Origin of the sequence: Pseudobacter sp. (assembly GCF_051955275.1) — a bacterium.
GTDB lineage: Bacteria > Bacteroidota > Bacteroidia > Chitinophagales > Chitinophagaceae > Pseudobacter.
The window spans coordinates 30,752-48,690 of record NZ_JBQCGW010000019.1 but is presented as its reverse complement, the minus strand read 5'-3'; the positions used below and the strand labels follow the sequence as shown (position 1 = coordinate 48,690).

General features: G+C 48.1%; 10 protein-coding genes and 1 pseudogene. 2 read left to right on the top strand and 9 right to left on the bottom strand.

Translation table 11 applies throughout. From position 1 onward, the window contains the following. The 3 genes and pseudogenes from ACTHMC_RS02405 to xyl3A form a co-directional block, all read right to left on the bottom strand. Positions 1–314: pseudogene (locus ACTHMC_RS02405) on the bottom strand (hypothetical protein); the annotation flags it as partial. 3 nt (positions 315–317) lie between these two features. Further along, complete coding sequence (locus ACTHMC_RS02400; protein ID WP_440410486.1) at positions 318–2,678, bottom strand: TIM-barrel domain-containing protein; 2,361 nt, start codon at positions 2,676–2,678, stop codon at positions 318–320. A gap of 25 nt (positions 2,679–2,703) precedes the next feature. Further along, a complete protein-coding gene (gene xyl3A / locus ACTHMC_RS02395) occupies positions 2,704–5,316 on the bottom strand; it encodes a xylan 1,4-beta-xylosidase (RefSeq protein WP_440410484.1) in 2,613 nt (870 codons plus the stop codon). 307 nt (positions 5,317–5,623) lie between these two features. Here xyl3A and ACTHMC_RS02390 point away from each other — a divergent pair, with 307 nt between their 5' ends. Continuing rightward, entirely contained in the window at positions 5,624–9,706 is a 4,083-nt protein-coding gene (locus tag ACTHMC_RS02390; RefSeq protein WP_440410482.1) for a hybrid sensor histidine kinase/response regulator transcription factor, read from the top strand. 31 nt (positions 9,707–9,737) lie between these two features. Continuing rightward, on the top strand, positions 9,738–10,850 hold the full coding sequence (locus tag ACTHMC_RS02385) for an alpha/beta hydrolase-fold protein (RefSeq protein WP_440410480.1): 1,113 nt from the start codon (positions 9,738–9,740) through the stop codon (positions 10,848–10,850). A 38-nt stretch (positions 10,851–10,888) separates the two neighbouring features. On the opposite strand, the gene ACTHMC_RS02380 is transcribed toward ACTHMC_RS02385, so the two are convergent. The 6 genes from ACTHMC_RS02380 to ACTHMC_RS02355 form a co-directional block, all read right to left on the bottom strand. After that, positions 10,889–11,884 (bottom strand): SMP-30/gluconolactonase/LRE family protein, encoded by a 996-nt coding sequence (locus tag ACTHMC_RS02380; protein WP_440410479.1) that lies wholly within the window; start codon positions 11,882–11,884, stop codon positions 10,889–10,891. 49 nt (positions 11,885–11,933) lie between these two features. Next, positions 11,934–13,208 (bottom strand): mandelate racemase/muconate lactonizing enzyme family protein, encoded by a 1,275-nt coding sequence (locus ACTHMC_RS02375; RefSeq protein WP_440410478.1) that lies wholly within the window; start codon positions 13,206–13,208, stop codon positions 11,934–11,936. A gap of 61 nt (positions 13,209–13,269) precedes the next feature. Continuing rightward, positions 13,270–14,220, bottom strand: coding sequence for an RraA family protein (locus ACTHMC_RS02370; RefSeq protein ID WP_440410476.1), 951 nt, complete (start codon positions 14,218–14,220; stop codon positions 13,270–13,272). A gap of 36 nt (positions 14,221–14,256) precedes the next feature. Continuing rightward, positions 14,257–15,363: a bile acid:sodium symporter family protein gene (locus ACTHMC_RS02365; RefSeq protein ID WP_440410474.1), complete on the bottom strand. Its 1,107-nt coding sequence runs from the start codon at positions 15,361–15,363 to the stop codon at positions 14,257–14,259. A 24-nt stretch (positions 15,364–15,387) separates the two neighbouring features. Next, entirely contained in the window at positions 15,388–16,911 is a 1,524-nt protein-coding gene (locus tag ACTHMC_RS02360) for a gluconokinase (protein WP_440410473.1), read from the bottom strand. 10 nt (positions 16,912–16,921) lie between these two features. After that, entirely contained in the window at positions 16,922–17,803 is an 882-nt protein-coding gene (locus tag ACTHMC_RS02355; protein ID WP_440410472.1) for an AraC family transcriptional regulator, read from the bottom strand. Positions 17,804–17,939: the final 136 nt, after the last annotated feature.

Here is a 17,939-nt window from a genome sequence, read left to right as displayed (position 1 = left end):
CCATGTACTGCCTGGTATTGCTCAGTAATGAGAACAGGCTTACCGATCCTGAGTAATTGTAATTCTTTTGCAAATGCCTGGTCATTGCGCACCAGCCCGAGACCGATGGACGGGATCAGCTCCGTGGTTTTTCCCTGCTGCTTTGAGGATACGCTCAGATACCATCCCTCATCCCCATGGTACAGTGAAAGTTCCACTTTACCATTCGGTGACTGTACTTTTACCGTCTGGGCGATAGCAGACAGCAAACTGATGATCATCAGCAATACCACCAGGATCATTTTCTGGCTGTTGCCGTTCTTGTGAGTATTCACCTCTTATAATTTTATGGATAGTTTCTTACCTGTATAATCCACTGTGCTGGTTACTCCCGTGGTTATTCCATTTGCGATGATTGAAGTTCCGTTCATCAGCACCAGCCTGAACTTTCTCTCCAGGAGCATTCCCGGGAAATCCCCGGTCCTGTCACCGATCGTGAGGATCTTTTTCTTATCATTCCACTCAAAACTGATGGAGGAATGGATGCCTTTCTCATAATTGTAATTATCGTTCTCATCTTCATATAGCACAAACTTTCCATCGGCCCCAGGATAAACCCGTATCTCCAGGTCATCCCATTTCTTTTCTTCCGCATACTGAACGGGGGGCCCGATAGGCAGGATACTGCCGGCTTTCACATAAACAGGGATGATATCGATGGGAGTTGTTTTGCTGACCTTTCTGCCGCCTTCAGATCTTTCATTGGTCCAGAGATCATACCAGGAACTACCTGCGGGCAGATAGGTTTCTTTGGATTTTACGGAAGCAGTAACGGGGCTCACCAGTAATGACCTGCCGAACATGAACTGATCATTGATGTCCAACGCATTTTTATCGGATGCAAAATCCATCATCAGTGCACGCATCATACTCGAATGCTGAGCGGTCACTTCCCGGGAGGCGGAATAGATATAGGGCAATAAACTGTAACGAAGCCTGATGAATTTTTCAATGGCATCATATTCATTCCCTCCCTTCTTTCCAAACTGGTAAATTTCACGGGGTGCATCAGCACCGTGTGAACGCATCATCGGACAGAAAGTGCCGAATTCCAGCCATCGCACATATAATTCCCGGTATTCAGGGTCCTGCAGTTTAGCAGGGAATGCATTCAGGAAGAAGCCACCGATATCACTGTTCCAGTACGGAATACCACAGAGTGAAAAATTAAGTCCGGCTGAGATCTGGTTCCTCAGGGCATTCCAGGAGGCGAATACATCGCCTGACCAGGTATTGGCGCCATACCGTTGCTGGCCCGCAAAGGCGGAACGGGTGAGGATGAATACACGCTTGCCGGAAGATACTTCCCGTTGATGCTGGTACACCCCTCCCACCGTCATCAGTGGAAAGGCATTGCGGACTTTCCGGAAAGAACCAAGGTAGGTCTTGTTGTTGAAATCCGAAGGTTTGGATTGCAGGTGATCCGGTTCAGAAGAATCCATCCACCAGCCATCGATGCCAATGGAAAAAAGTCCTGCATTGAGATATTTCCAGAAGATATCTCGTGCTGCCGGATTGTAGGGATCATATACTCTTACACCGGAAGGATATGCCGGATTTGGCGGCCATTTTTCAGAACCGGATTCAGGCCATGTCTTGAAATCCATCAGTGCATGAATCTTTTCCAGTTCCCTGTATTGTTTTGTATGAGGGCCGAAAGAGTTCCAGATGGAAATAATCGCATGTGCATTCAGGTTATGAATGTCTTTTACCATTTTTTCAGGATCATAGAACTCAGGATTCAGGAATTCCATGGCATTCCACAGGTAATTGTTTCCCCAGTACTGCCAGTCCTGGATGATGCCATCCAATGGTACACCCAGTTCCCGGTACTTTTTAACAACACCCACCAGTTCATCCTGGCTTTTATACCGCTCCTTACTCTGCCAGTAACCGAAGGTCCACAAAGGGAACATGGGTGCCTGGCCTGTCAGTTCACGCATGCAGGCGATCACCCCGTCAGCGTTGCCTCCGTACATGAAATAATAGTCGATGCCATCTCCCACAACAGAATTGAAAGAAGTGCTGTCTGCATTATCAATGAACTGAGTGGGTGAATAGTTATCCCAGAACACACCGTATCCTTTTACCGACTGGAAAAAGGGGATATAATCATCTGTGTTGCCCTGCACCATCTGAAGCTGAAGATTGCGCTGGATCATTTTGCCACGCTGCTGTTGTCCCAATCCATAGATGGCTTCATCCCGGTCCAGTACAAAAGCCTGGCGGACACTGAATGTGCTGTTACCGGCATCATCGAATGGCATGAACGCGGAACTGTTTTCTTTTTCTTTCAGCAGCGGCCTTCCTTCTTTGGTAAAGCAGGAGATCGCCCCGCTTGCCAGGTTCAGCTGTAGTTTTATGGTTGCGTTCCTGATGGTCAACAGGTTTTTATCCTGCTTTATGGTCATTGCGATCTGCTGCGGCTTTGCGATCACCGGCAGGCTTTCTTTTATAAACTCTTTTCCCGTGGGGAACTTTATAACCCTTACCACAGACGGATTGTAAAACTGAACTTCAATATTGAGACCAGCAACCACGGTTTTGATCCCATAGTCAGTCTGCTCCCATTTTTGCGCCCTGATGCCTGTGAAAGCCAGGAGCAATATGATCGATGCCAGGAAAGGTTTCTGTGTCATTTCGGGATATTTTATTATCGTTTTTTTACCGGATCAGAATAGTCAGCTTCTTCAGATCATTGTCGGCGGAACTGCTGCCATACAGCAATTCATATTCACCGGGCATCACCGCCAGTTTGCCTTTCGTTGCATCGAAGAACTCAAAGGCTGCAGGCGTAAGGGTGATCGTTGCAACAGCCGTTTTTCCTGCATTCACAGGTAAGCGTTTGAATCCACGGAGGGTTTTCAGAGGACCTTCATTGTCTCCCGCCTTCCGCACATACACCTGGATGATCTCCGTGCCATTCCGTTTACCGGTATTGGTAACTGGAATGGATAGTCGAATACTGTCAGTATTCCGGATCGTGCTGCTGCTGACCGTTGCCTCGCCGGTTCTGAAACTGGTATAACTCAGTCCGAATCCAAACTGGAACAGCGGATCAGACATGAAACGATAGGTCCTCCCCTTCATGGAATAATCTTCAAAATCCGCTAACTGTGTAGTGTCTTTATAAAAAGTGACTGGTAATTTTCCGGATGGATTGTAATCACCGAACAATACATCGGCTACGGCCTGTCCTCCTGATTCTCCGCCATACCATGCCTGCAGGATCGCATCGCAGGTTCCTGTTTCAGGCACCAGCCCGATGGCGGACCCGGAGCAGTTGACAAATACTACCTTCTTGCCGGCAGCTTTCAACGCTTTGAGACAATTTCGTTGCACTTCCGGCAATTGAATATCTGTGCGGTCACCGCCTTTAAAACCCGGGTAAGATACCGGCATCTCCTCCCCTTCCAGTAAAGTGGACAAGCCACCAACAAATACCACCGTTTCTATGCCCTTGAGCTTTTTGATCAGGTTGTCGAAATCAATGTCCAGCTCCCTTCCAAAATCAAATTCCAGTTCAGCCTGCCAGTTATTGAGCTGCACGTACTGTATCTCTATTTTATATTTTTTATCTTTTTCCACTTTAAAAGGGATCCTCGACAATAAGGTCCTCCAGTTATTCGTGTTATGGATCACCTGGCCGTTCACCAGCAATTTCATGGATCCTGTGGCGCCACACTTGAAAACGATCTCTTCGGAGGCCGGTGCCACGAACTCCGTTTCATACAAAGCCGAGAAATTCTGTAACTGTACTCCTGAAGCAAATTCATGCTGGCCGGCTGTGGTCAGCTTCAGGGGATTGACTATTTGTTCCGTAATAACGGGCGATCCTTCACGATTTCGGTTATTCCAATACGTTACCTTGAACCCTTTTTTATCCTGGAATGCGCAATGCGTAAAAAAACTCTGGGTCACCTTGTTCTCTACCAGGTCACAGGCTTTATCGTACAACACGCTGTTGGCAGGTATTTTAGAGCGGACGCCGGCCAGGATATTGATCGTCCGTACAGGTTTACCATTATAATTTCCCCAGAGCATCGGATCATTATCTGCATTGGGGCCGATAACGGCGATCTTTCCGGCCACTTTTTTTAAAGGGAGTACACCATTCTTGTTCTGCAGCAGCGTCATGGATTCACGCGCCATTTCCAGCGCAATGGCCCTGTTTTGCGGGTTGTTCACAACGGTGATAGGTATCCCGGCCCAGGGTACCTGGTCGTCAGGATCCAGGTCACCCAGATCGATGCGTTCCATCAGTACACGCAACAGGCGTTTGTTGATGTCGGCTTCTTTCACCAATCCCTTTGCTACAGCATCCGGGAGTTGCCTGTAGGCATAACCTTCCCATACACATTCCACGTCGGTTCCCGCCAGTATCCCTTTTGCTGCCGCATGTGTTGCATCAGAAGACACTTTATGACTGGTATAAAAATCGGTGATGGCGCCACAGTCGGACACTACTATATGTTTGAATCCCCAGTCTTCCCGCAAAATGGTTTGCAGCAGGCGGCTGTTGCTGCAACAGGGTTCATCATCCAGGCGCTGGTAAGCACACATCACCTGGCGCACGTCCGCATCCATCACCAGCGATTTGAAGGCGGGGAGATAGGTTTCATGCAGGTCGCGTGGATGCACCTGAAAAAGATTGAGGGTATGCCTGCTCCACTCTGGTCCCGAATGCACGGCATAATGCTTGGCGCAGGCCAGTAATTTACGGTACCTGGCACCGGGAGGTCCCTGCAATCCTTTCACTACTGCTACGCCCATGCGGGAAGTGAGATATGGATCCTCTCCATAGGTCTCCTGCCCGCGGCCCCATCGTGGATCACGGAAAATATTGATATTGGGCGTCCACACCGAGAGGCTGAGAAAACGCCTGTTCTCTTTTCCACTGCGGAGAGCGTCATGGTATTTTGCCCGCACTTCATCGGAAGTGGCATTGAACACTTCGAATGCGAGCGAATCATTGAATGAGGCCGCCATGCCGATAGGCTCGGGAAAAACCGTTACATTCTCATTATTGGCCAATCCGTGCAATGCTTCGCTCCACCAGTTGAACTTCCGGATGCCCAACCTGGGGATAGCGGGCGACTGATCGAATAACAGGGAGGCTTTCTCTTCCAGTGTCAGCCTCGCCAACAGATCAGCGGCCCTTTGTTCCGATGACAGGCGCAGATCCTGGTAAGGATGTACCTGGGCCATACAGCGGCCACCCGATAAAATCACCGCCATCACCGCCAATACGGCGGTTATTGATTTAAATGCTTTCATTATTGCAATTCAGGTATTTAATAAATATTTTGAAGCGTTGCGGCAGAGGAGCGCCAGTTACTGCACTGGTAATCAGGAAAGGAGCCTGCAATGTTACAGTACATTCCGGCAGGAAGTTTTTATTACACATGGCAGCAGCGTTTTAAGCAATCAGAAATTTATAGGAAATAATAAATGTCATTCGTACATTTATTAAGTGAAAGTAAAAATAAAAAAGCGATATTCAAGGAGATTGACAAATTGTTCAGGATAGTAGCAGATTTGTTCATTCCGCTACATCCCTTGCCAAACCAAAACGATTGCCGACATGCAAAAAATTGCCTATATCCTTTTTTGCGCTGTATCAGCCATATGCTCCAATACCCTGGCACAGAACAGGGACATCAAATTCACTTCGCTCTGCTCCAGGGATGGATTCCTGTCGAACTCGGTGAACACGATACTTAAAGACAGGTATGGCATCATGTGGTTTGGCACTGATGATGGCCTGAATAAATTCGACGGCACCAATTTTACCGTGTACAGATACAAACCGGGCGACAGTACCAGCTTACCAACCAATGAAGTACTGACGTTACATGAAGACAGAACAGGCAATCTCTGGATCGGCACCAGTGGCGGAGGGCTCAGCATGTACGACAGGAAGAAGGACCGTTTTCTGCATAATCCGGTGAAATCAGACGCTGCCCTGCTCAGCAACAGCGATGTGATCAGGAGCATCTGCAGCGATTACAGGGGTATGGTATGGATCGCTCAGTTCGAAGGGCTGTATATGCTGGACCCTCAATCCCGGTCCATTTCCAGGCAGGAACTGAAGGATGCGATGGGAAAGAAGATCAGGGCAACGCTGACTTCCGTGTATGCAGACAGTAAAAAAGCATTGTGGATCGCCACAGACGAAGGCCTGTTCCGGTATGATATCAAAACAAATTCACAAAGAAGATACGAACATATCACGAATGACCCCGCCAGCTTACCCGATAACAGCATAAGAGCAGTCACGGAAGATAAATGGGGGAATATCTGGGTAGGTACCGCTACAGGTCTGTGCAAACTGAAGCCTGACGGATCCGGGTTCACCCGTTATTCTTTTTTAGACAAAGGAGATATCAGCTGCATCACGGCTGATGACCAGGGACTGTTATGGATAGGTTGCACCAATGGATTATATACTTACAATATTGCAACCGGTACCCATACGGTATTCACGCAGGAGAACCGCAATCACCAGAGCCTGACCAGCAAAGGAGTGCGGTGCGTGTACATCGATCAGCAGGGCATATACTGGCTGGGGACCTTTCAGGGTGGTATCTGCAAGTACGACAAGAACCTCAATCTCTTCGACCTCACCCTGAGCAGCAGTTTCCAGGAGAACAGGGACCATGTGGCGGTCATCACATCACTTGCCGCAACCAAAAACGGCAACGTGTTGCTGGGAACAGACGGCAATGGCCTGTACGAGCTCAACCGGAAAAACGACCAGGTACGTCCTGTGAATATTCCACTGAAAAATACACAGGGCAATAATCTCTCTGTGCTCGCCCTGCTGCCTTCAGGCAACAACAAACTGTATATCGGCACTTACACCCGTGGCCTGATCATTCTAAACCAGCAAACCGGGCAAACCAGGCAACTGGTAAAAGGAAACGGAGCGGACGACCTCACCAGCAATGATATTTTCTGTTTGTTTGAAGACAGCAAAGGAAATATCTGGACCGGCACAAACGGGAACGGGCTCATTGTTGTGCGTGACGAACACGTGACCGCCAGGTATTCCCCACTTCCGCGGAACAACGAAACCCTGTTGCCCATCAATGGCTATATCCGTGCTATCGCAGAAGACCCCGATGGGAATATCTGGATCGGAACCCATGGAGGCGGCATCGCTGTTTTTACACCGGCAACGGGCAAATGGAAAATTTTCACGCAGGAGAACAGCTCCCTGCCGAGCAATAAGATCCAGTGTATCCAGCCAGACAAAAAAGGAAAAATGTGGATAGGCACCTACAGCGGTCTGGCCGCCTTTAACCCGGAAAAACAGCAATTCAGGCTCTACTCGGAGAAGGATGGTTTGCAGAATACCATGATCTATCAGATAGTGGAAGACAATACCGGTAAACTCTGGCTGTCTACCAATACTGGCATCAGCAGGCTGGATACAGGCTCAGATACCTTCTGGAATTTCACCTATATGAATGGGCTGCAGAATTCCAACTTCGTTCGTGCGGCAGGGTTACAACTGCCGGATGGCGAGCTCTTCTTTGGCGGGCTGGAAGGCTTCAACCATTTTTATCCCGGTGAACTGCGGGTGAACAGGAACGTTCCCCGCGTGATACTCACCGATCTCAGGATCTCCAACAAATCAGTACAGGCCGGTAATGAGGCAGCTATCAAGGATCATATTTCGATAGCCAGTGAAATACGGCTCAACTACAAACAGAATTTTGCACTCGGCTTTGTTGCCCTGAATTATACCATGGCCAGGCAGAACCAATATGCGTATAAACTGGATGGGTTCGACAAAGACTGGAACTATACCGGCTCCGGGAATATCGCCTCCTACACCAACCTGGACCCCGGCGAATACATATTCCGGGTGAAGGCTGCCAACAACGACGGCATCTGGAGCGCAAACGATACTACCATCAAAGTGTATGTCAAGCCTCCTTTCTGGCGTACCACCTACGCTTATATCTTTTACATACTGGCCTTTGGAGCCATTATCCTGTACAGCCGTCATAAAGGCATCTCCAGGATCAGGAAAAAATTTGCCCGCGAACAGGAACAACAGGAGATCGAAAGGAAACGGCAACTGGATCAGATGAAGATCAAATTCCTCACCAATCTCAGTCATGATTTCCGCACACCCATTTCCCTGATCATGGGGCCCGTAGACCAGTTGATAGAAGGAGAAGACCGCCCTGAAAAACAGGACAAACTCAATATGATCAGGCGGAATGCGAGAAGGCTGCTCAACCTTGTAAACCAGTTGCTCGATTTCAGAACCATGGAAGAGCAGGAATTGAAACTCCGGTTATCAAAGGGTGAGTTCATTTCCTTCCTGAAGGAAGTGACGGACTCCTTCAGGGACATGTCGGAAAGGAAAAATATCGAGTTCACGCTCAAAACCTGTATTGACCGGCTGGATGCCTGGTTCGACAGGGATAAAATGGAAAGGATATTATTCAACTTATTGTCCAACGCATTTAAGTTCACTTTACCCGGCGGGCATATTGTAGTAGACCTTCAGAAAGCAGAGAGCACGGACGATCCGGAGTATACAATGGTGTCCATCATTGTGACCGATACCGGCATCGGTATCCCCGCAGATAAAAAAGAAATGATCTTCAACCGGTTCTTCCAGAATGAAAACAACGCTATCCTCAACCAGGGATCCGGCATCGGCCTCTCCATCACCAAAGAATTCATTGAGCTGCACAATGGCAGGATACAGGTGGAAAGTGAACCGGGAAAAGGATGCTCCTTCACCATACAATTACCGCTTAAACGCGCTATTGAAGCGGAGAAGGTAATGCCCGTTGTACAACCCAATTTGCCCGCGCCGGATCCGGATCCGCATCCAAAAACCCCGGTATCGGCAGGTGCAGAAAACAATTTACCCGAAGACCTTTCTTTACTGCTGGTGGAAGACAATGAAGATTTCAGGTATTACCTCAAAGACAATCTTCGCAACAATTATAAGATACTGGAAGCGATCAATGGAAAAGAAGGCTGGCAAAAAACATTATCCAATCACCCGCAACTGATCCTTACCGATATCAGCATGCCGGAAATGGATGGGATCGAACTGGTCAACAAACTGAAATCCGACAAAAGGACCAGCCATATACCGGTAATACTGCTCACCGCCATGAACGGCCATGAACAACAATTGAAGGGCCTCGAGGCAGGAGCCAACGACTATATTACCAAGCCATTCAATATTGAAGTTTTAAATGCCAAGATCAGGAACCTGCTACATCTGAAGAATAATATGAAGACCGCCTACTCCAAACAGATCCATGTTGCCATGCCGGAAGTAGAAATGGAATCACCGGATGCAAAGCTGCTGGCAGGCATCGTGAATTATCTCGACAATAACCTGACCAATCCCCAGTTATCGGTAGAGAACCTGAGCAAGCAGATCGGCATGAGCAGGGGAACCCTGTATGCGCGAATGCTGGAAATAACCGGCGAAACACCGGTGGAATACATCCGTTCCTTCCGGCTCAACAAAGCTATCTCCCTGATGGAAAAAAAGGAATTGTCCATTTCGGAAACCGCCTATGAAGTTGGCTTTACAACGCCTAATTATTTTACCAGGTCTTTCAAAGAGAAATTCAGCATGCTCCCTTCCGAATATATCGCGAAGATCAGGAAACAGAAATAACCATTTTACCATACACCTAAAATCGCCTAAGATGAAATCACTGGTATTTGCTTTAGCTGCGGCAATATTACCTGCTGCGGTCATTGCCCAAACAAATCCTGACCAGGTAAAGGAAGACTTCAAGCCTTCTTCCCTGAATCAACCCGGGCAGGAATACCCGCAGGTCAACTCACAGGGCTACGCCCGTTTCAAGATCATCGCTCCTTCTGCGGATAGCGTCCGTGTCAGCCTGGGTCTTGGTGGCAGGGGCGGCACAAAACTGAAACAAATGCCGGACTCCACCTGGATGGGCACTACAGAAGGCCCGCTGGATGAAGGTTTCCATTATTACAACGTCAGGATCGATGGCGGAAAGTTCAATGATCCGGGCGCCCTGAATTATTATGGATCCGTTCGCTGGGAAAGCGGCATCGAGATCCCCGCTCATGACCAGGATTTTTACGCCCTCAAAAATGTACCGCATGGACAGGTGGTGCAGGTGCTTTTCCCCTCCCCCAGCACCAATACATCCCGCAGGGCTTTCGTGTATACCCCACCGGGATATGATGGTCATGCAAAGAAGAATTATCCCGTACTCTACCTTCAACACGGATGGGGCGAAGATGAAACTGCCTGGAGCAACCAGGGACGGGCCAACCTGATCATGGACAATATGATCGCTGAAGGAAAAACACTGCCCTTCATCATTGTAATGACCTATGGAATGACCAATGATGTAAAATTCGGAGGGATAAGAAGCTTTAAGATCGAGCCGTTTCAGACCGTGCTGACGGAGGAACTGATCCCTTATATCGATGCCAACTTCCGTACCATCGCCAAATCCTCTCACCGCGCCATGGCCGGCCTTTCCATGGGTGGCATGGAAACACATACCATCACACTCAACAAGCCGGACGTTTTTTCCTGGTACGCCCTGATGAGCGGTGGTATTTATACACCTGAAGAGATAAAAGACAAATCAAAAGTGAAGCTTATATTCCAGAGCTGCGGCAGTAAGGAACGTCCTGATGCCGTTAAGAATTCCACCGCTGCGCTCAAAGCTGCCGGCATCAACGCCGTATCCTATATTTCAGAGAATACTGCACATGAGTTCCTGACCTGGCGCCGCAGCCTGCGTGAACTGGCGCCGCTGTTATTCAGATAAGCAGACAGCACAGATCTTCTTTGATCAGTGCCTGCACATCATTTCATTTTCACACGCAATAAATATTTCGTTGCAGTTAGATATAAAGTGTTGCCATCTGTTGTTAAAGCACAGTTGGCAACACTTGTTCCATTGATATTAATTTTTCCGATCAGTTTACCTGCCTGAGTGAAGATCCAGATGCCACCAGGCCCTGTAGCAAAAACATTACCCTGAGCATCTATTTTCAACCCATCACATCCTCCTGCTCCCTTTTCATTGCTTACATCATAAAAGATCCGCGCATCCGTCAATGTACCATCAGGTTTGATGGTGTAGGCATACCATCTTTTTTTGAGGTTGTCGGAGTTGGCCACCAGTAAGGTTTTTCCATCCGGAAAAACAGCAATTCCGTTGGGTGCTTCTATCGAATCGATGAGCAAGGTGACCTTGCCTGTCTTATCCATTTTATATACTCCGTGAAAAGGGATCTCGCGCGCAGGATCTTTCGGTCCTTTTTCAAACCCATACCAGGGATCTGTAAAATACAGGTCGCCATTGCCGGCAAAACACAGGTCATTCGGACTGTTGAACCTGCGGCCATCATACCCTGCAGCCACGGTAGTGAACACAGGCTTCGGCGCATGGAGCGGTGCATCCATGGCGGCAATCCTTCTGTCGCCATGCTGGCAAATGAGCAGTTTCCCATCCTCAGAAATCACGAGACCATTGGGCCCCATAAAACCGCCCCGTTTTGCAGAATCAGTATACCCGGCAGGTGACAGGTATATGGTCTTGCCGGTTGCTGCCGTCCACTTGTAAATGCAATTGCCCGGCACATCGGAGAGCAGCAACATCTGCTCTTTTTCCACCCATACCGGCCCTTCTGTGAACTGAAAACCTTCTGCAATGATTTCCACTACTGCATCTTTATTGATCAGCCCGTATAGCTCCGGTTCCAGGAATTCGATGGTGCCTGAGCCTGCTTTTTTCTCCTGTGCGGAAGCAGCATATAACAGGCAAAGCAATAATGAAAGCGTCGTAATTTTCTTCACGGCAAAAAATTTGAAAGTAAAGAAATGAGGTGTTGTACAGGCCACGGGCCTATTCAAAAAACGGGATGCCCGGTATGGCATATTTCTTCAGGCCTTCCAGGTTCAGGTCAACCCCAATGCCGGGTTTGTCGGAAACCGGAAGGAATCCTTTTTCGATAAATGGTTTATCATACACAACGATATCTTTCCATTTTTTCTCCGTATCGAATTGACTTTGCCATTCGAGGATATGAAAATTTGGTACTGAAGCACAAACATGCGCCGTGGCCATTGCACCCAGGAAAGAGCCGACCATATGCGGCGAAAATGGAACATAATAAGCGTTCGCCAGGTTGGCAATACGCTGCCCTTCACCAAGTCCACCACATTTCTGAAGGTCAGGCATGATGAAATCAACGGCGCCTTCGGATAACAAACGGGTGAAACCAAAAGTGAGGTAAAAATTCTCGCCCCCGCAAATAGGAGTACTGGTTTCCTGCGAAATGGTTTTATACACGTCCACATTATCGGCAGGAACGGGTTCTTCCAGCCACATCAGGTTCAATGGCTCCATCACTTTCGCCACCTTCCTTCCGGTTGGCGCATCATAACGCCCGTGCATATCGCAACAGATATCTATATGAGGTCCCACCTCCTTCCGCACAGCTTCAATTGAATTGTACATCCTTTCAATTTCAGCCAGACTGGCCGTCCAGTTCCACCTGTCATATTTATTGGGATCGTTGAATTCATCCAGATCGAATTTAATGGCAGTATAACCTCTGTCAACCGCCACCCGGGCCACTTTCGCATACTCCTCCGGTTTAGGATTACGAACGGAGTACAATTGTGTATCGCAGTATACCCTTACTTTATCCCGGAACTTTCCACCCAGCAACTGGTAAACCGGCAGGCCTAATGCTTTACCACAAAGGTCCCATAATGCAGCATCGAATGCGCTCAATACAGCTACATACATGCCTGATTGAGCACCGCCAAAAAAAGCGCTTTTGCGGAATTGTTCAAAGATCACATTGGGACTTAAAGGGCTTCTTCCTTTTAAGAAACCGCCCAGGCGTTGCACCAGGTGATAGGTTCCTCCAACAGCATCCACCGCTTCTCCATACCCCACTATGTCCTGGTTGGTGGTGATCTGGATGAAGAGGCCACCACCTGAATAACCACATTTCACCTCTTTGATCTTCAGATCGGAAGGCGCCGAAGACCGAGGACTTTTATCCACCGCCTCCGTTAGTCCGTTCCCGAAAACGGATAAGGCGGATACTGGTGCTATGGCCGCTGTCAAGGCTGTTTTTGTTATGAATGATCTTCTCGAATTTGTCATTGTAATAATTTGAAAAGTCTGGAATCGGTTTATTGAAAACAGGCGGGAAATGTATGAAGCATTACCAGGTCCTTTCCTTCAGGAATTCCTGGATCTGCGCTTTCCCTACCGGTAATTCATTAATATGTTCATTCAGCCATCTGGAAAAATCCTTTTCTATTTCATCCGACCAGCGTGTATCGATCTGGCCTGCCGTGTACTTTCCTTCCTTCAAACGCTGATGCCCGAACAGGTCTCTCAGCCGTACTATTTCCGAGGTGATCACCACGCGCTCAGCCAGCTGGGGCGGAATGAATACCACCACACCGAGTTTGCCCAGCACCACATCTCCGGGCATTGCCGTGACCGTGCGGATACGCGTAGGCCGGTTGATGCCTGTGATCATGGTGGTCAGGTCCCTGTTGGGCCCGGTACCCGGGTTATGATACGAAGGATCGTAGCTGGTATAAAAAGAAGTGAACCCGCCAATTTCCTTCAGTCCTTCCACATCCCGCAGGGCGCCGTCATACACAATGCCGTTCCCTGTTTTGGCATAGATGGCGTTTCCGACATTGTCGCCGATGGTAGGCCCGTTACGCTTTGCGCCGAACTGGTCCGCAACATACACATCCCCTTTTTGCAGTATTTCCACGGCCCATACATTCTGGGCCCTTCTTCCTTCCTTTTTTCCGATTGAATCAATAACACTCCATACATCGGGCCGTCCGGGCATGAACGTTACTGTTACTGCCCGGCCTACCAGCACACTATCCGGATTGATGAGCTCCCATCCCTCTGCAATCTGGTAGCGGTACCCGGCATTGCTCATAGTGGCCCAGGCCTCTTCCACACTTACCGATTTCATCCTTCTGAGAATATCATCCGGCACTTTCGGCCTTCCATCGGGAAACCGCTCACCTTTCCATTCACGTGTAAGCGCAATCAGTTCGTCCCTGCTTATCTGCACCTGCCGGGCAGCAGCCGGAAGCACCATACCTGCTATGATGCAAAGGATCAAAAGAGATCTGACCATTGTTGATATTTTAATGATGTAAAATTTATTTCAGGACTATCCTTTTTCCGTTTCTTCATCACGTGGCGGACGGCTATGCCACCAGCTGGCGAGGGAAGAACCGGTCACATTCATCATGGTTCCGAAGATCACGGAAGCCAGCCCGACAGTAGCTATTTTGCCCATTCCTCTTGCCAGTGCGGAAGCAAGCCCCGCATTTTGCATCCCTACTTCCAGGGCGATGGTCCTGCAATCCTTTTCGGGGAACCTGAATACCCGGGCAGACCAGTAACCGAGAAAATAACCGGACACATTATGAATGAAGGTGGCGATGATCAGCAGCCCTCCGATCTTCAGCAGATTATCTCGCCCCGCCGCCGTGATCACCAGCAGCACCAGCGCTATGCCCACCATGGAGATCACCGGCATGATCTTATCCAGCCATTTGACCTTTCCTCTTACCAGGTAATGAAATGCCAGGCCGGCAGCAATCGGCAGGATCACAATTTTTGTGATATCCCATACCATTGCCCAGAGATCGATCTCAACATACCTTCCTCCCAGGAATTTCATCAGCAGCGGGGTCAGGAATGGCGCCAGCAATGTGGAGATGGTAGTAACGGAAACGGATAGGGCAAGATTTGCCTTTGCCAGGTAACACATAACATTGGACGCAAGTCCGCTTGGGCAACAACCAATGAGGATGATACCCGCCGCTATCTCGTTTGGGAAACTGAACAGATGCGCTACTGCAAATCCAACCAGGGGCATGATGATATAATGACAGGCCGTACCAATGAACACCCCTTTAGGCATGCGCATCACCTGTGCAAAATCTTTAAGGCTCAATTCAGTTCCCATTCCAAACATGATCACCTGTAAAAGAATGGGAATGAAGAAGGATGCATTCTTTCCGCCCACCGATAAGAAATATTGCGGATAGTACATGGCAATACTGGCCACAGCAAGGATCACCACACTGTACCAATACCCTTTCAGGGCAAGGCTCGCGCGGAATGCCATAGCCGTGAACACAAAGAACAGGGCCAGCAGGATGCCTGACCAGTTATGCAGTTGCCGGACGGTGGTGTACGAAAAAAGCAGCAGGAAGAGCAATGCAGCGGTATAACAAAAAACAGAATAAGGTTTATTTTTAACTGCCATACATCAGGAGTATTTAAGCTATGCCTATTGCAGGTTGACTACATTTTCAAAATCGGGTTTCAGTTTAGTGCTCAGCATTTCAAAGATTTCAAAATGCTTCCTGTAAATACCGTTGATATTTTTCTTGGGGAAATACTCTTCCGTCAGCTCAATGCTCCTGGCCGCTTCATCCAGGCTTTTAAAGATCCCCATCTCAGTAGCGCTTAACAGGTATGCGCCGGCACCAACACTGTAATTATGCTGGCTGATGCTGACCGGTTTATTGAACATATCGGCAATGATCTGTGCACAGAGAGGAATGGAAGCAAAGCTTCCATTAATGGACAGGCTTTTGATAGTACTGTGTTCTTCGAGTATTTTTCCGATGCTGTATATTTCGAATAAGATCCCTTCTATAACTGCCCTGATAAAATGTTTTCGTTCATGCTTGATATTGATGCCGAAATACACACCTCTTGCATTGGCATCCCAGATAGGGGCCCGTTCGCCAAGCAGGTAAGGCAGGAACAGCAATCCATCGGCACCGGCTTCCACCTTGGTAGCAATGGCAATCAGATCTTTCATGGTATGCTCCAGGTCATATGCATATTTAAAATCCCCGAATTGTTTGGCGAACCATTCGAAGATGATGCCGCCGCTATTGGTAGGCCCACCGGATACATAACAGTTTTCAGTGAGCAGGTAATTGAAGAAACGCTGTTGCGTATCATTCAACACCTTTTTCCCGATCACCCGCACCGCTCCACTGTCTTCAATGGTGATAGTAGCCTTATTTCCATCCCACACACCTGCTCCCAGGGTGGCAAGGCAACCATCGCTGCTGCCAACGATCAGCTGTGTGGCAGCAGTAAGGCCCAATGAATTCTGATATGCCTTTTTCAGCTTGCCACAGGAAGTAAAAACAGGTACGGGGTCTGCAAGCATACTTTTATTGATACCTGCATATGATAAAGCGGCTTCCTCCCATTTGATGGTATGAATATTCAACAATCCGGTTGCCGACGCCAGGCTGTAATCTATCAGGTACTCACCTGTCAGTTGATGGATGATATAAGTTTTCAGCTGTATGAACTTACTGGTATTGCTGAACCTTTCTTTATCATTATTCTTGAGCCATGCGATCTTGAACAATGGGGACATGGGATGCATGGGAGTGCCCGTTGCCATATATATTTGGTTACCATCGGAAGAGCCTTTTAAAAGAGCAACTTCCTTCCTGGCGCGGTTATCAGCCCAGGTAATGGCATTGCCCAGAGGAGTACCGCTTTTGTTGATAGGCAGCACACTGTGCATGGAAGCACTGAAACAAATACTGGTCACCTGAATCTTTTCAGGATGTATATGTTCATTCAGGAGGTTCTTCAAAACATACAGCAACGTAATGAAGATCTGCTCAGGGTCCTGCTCACTGAAATCAGGCTGTGCATGAAACGTGGGATAAGAGCCTTTCATGGACGCGATGGTCTTACCCGAAAGATCAAACGCAACAACCCTTACCGCATTTGTTCCGATCTCAATGGTGATGATGCATTTTTTGTTGGATGTCATGGCAAAGCGTTTAAGTATTGTTTTTCCGGAATTGACTGGGCGTATGTCCGGTTAGCTTTTTGAAGGTGGTGGCAAAATGCTGTGAAGAATAAAATCCTGTATCCAGGGCTATATCCGTTACCTGCACTTCCGGCTTCTTCAATAAGCGGATCGCCTCCGAGATCCTGATATTGATCAGGTAGTTCATAGGGGAAAATCCGGTGAATTTTTTTACCTTATCACTGAACGCCGTAGTTCCCAAACCTACCAGTGCCGCCATCTCTTCTACCGTCCAGGGATGAGACAGGTCTTTCCTCAGCGTTTCTTCCAGTTTTAAAAAAGTCTGGGGAAAATCGCGTTGCGGGTTCTCCTGCTGGGCATACTTTCTTGTCAGCAGGATCAGCAGTTCATCCAGCAGCTGGTTCACCCTGGTAACATAGCCGATCTCCTGGTTGAACAATTCGTTCCGCAGGGAATTGAAGATGGTGCCCGCATCGGGTACACTGGAAAGCACAGGCGTGGCATCCTGGAACAACATTTTTTTCACCGAAACCAGCTCCTGCGCGGAGATCTGGCTCCATGCTCCGGATGAGGTTATATTTGTTCTCTCAGGCATGGGCAATTGCAGATGAAGCCAGTAAAGTGCTCCTATATCCAGGTATCCTTTTTCCGCACAGAGTTGATGGCCCGGAAGTATAACACCAAGATCATTAGGATAAAGCGTATATAATTTTTCATTGATAACCCAATCAAACCTTCCTTCGAGGATATAATAAATGCGGAGATAGCTGGAAGTGGCGTCGGTAAAGGAGTTCAGATGAATAGAACTGTTCTTCTTTTGCGCAAACTCAAGGATATGCACAAAATGCTCAAGTTCAGGGGAATGATCATTTCGTAATAGAAATTGACTCATCAGCAATCGTTGGCAATTAAATATACGTCCATTGACAGAATAAATATCTGCCAAATCAACAAGCATTTTGTACAAAATCCAACAACGGGTTATTTTGGAAGTTTTTGCAGTGTTTATATAACAATATTGTAATGCA

What these genes read in the sequence shown, in the direction of transcription:
- ACTHMC_RS02390 (WP_440410482.1), top strand. Translation starts at nt 5,624, where the DNA reads ATGCAAAAAATTGCCTATATCCTTTTTTGCGCTGTATCAGCCATATGC.
- ACTHMC_RS02400 (WP_440410486.1), bottom strand. Translation starts at nt 2,678, where the DNA reads ATGACACAGAAACCTTTCCTGGCATCGATCATATTGCTCCTGGCTTTC.
- xyl3A (WP_440410484.1), bottom strand. Translation starts at nt 5,316, where the DNA reads ATGAAAGCATTTAAATCAATAACCGCCGTATTGGCGGTGATGGCGGTG.
- ACTHMC_RS02385 (WP_440410480.1), top strand. Translation starts at nt 9,738, where the DNA reads ATGAAATCACTGGTATTTGCTTTAGCTGCGGCAATATTACCTGCTGCG.
- ACTHMC_RS02355 (WP_440410472.1), bottom strand. Translation starts at nt 17,803, where the DNA reads ATGAGTCAATTTCTATTACGAAATGATCATTCCCCTGAACTTGAGCAT.
- ACTHMC_RS02360 (WP_440410473.1), bottom strand. Translation starts at nt 16,911, where the DNA reads ATGACATCCAACAAAAAATGCATCATCACCATTGAGATCGGAACAAAT.
- ACTHMC_RS02370 (WP_440410476.1), bottom strand. Translation starts at nt 14,220, where the DNA reads ATGGTCAGATCTCTTTTGATCCTTTGCATCATAGCAGGTATGGTGCTT.
- ACTHMC_RS02365 (WP_440410474.1), bottom strand. Translation starts at nt 15,363, where the DNA reads ATGGCAGTTAAAAATAAACCTTATTCTGTTTTTTGTTATACCGCTGCA.
- ACTHMC_RS02375 (WP_440410478.1), bottom strand. Translation starts at nt 13,208, where the DNA reads ATGACAAATTCGAGAAGATCATTCATAACAAAAACAGCCTTGACAGCG.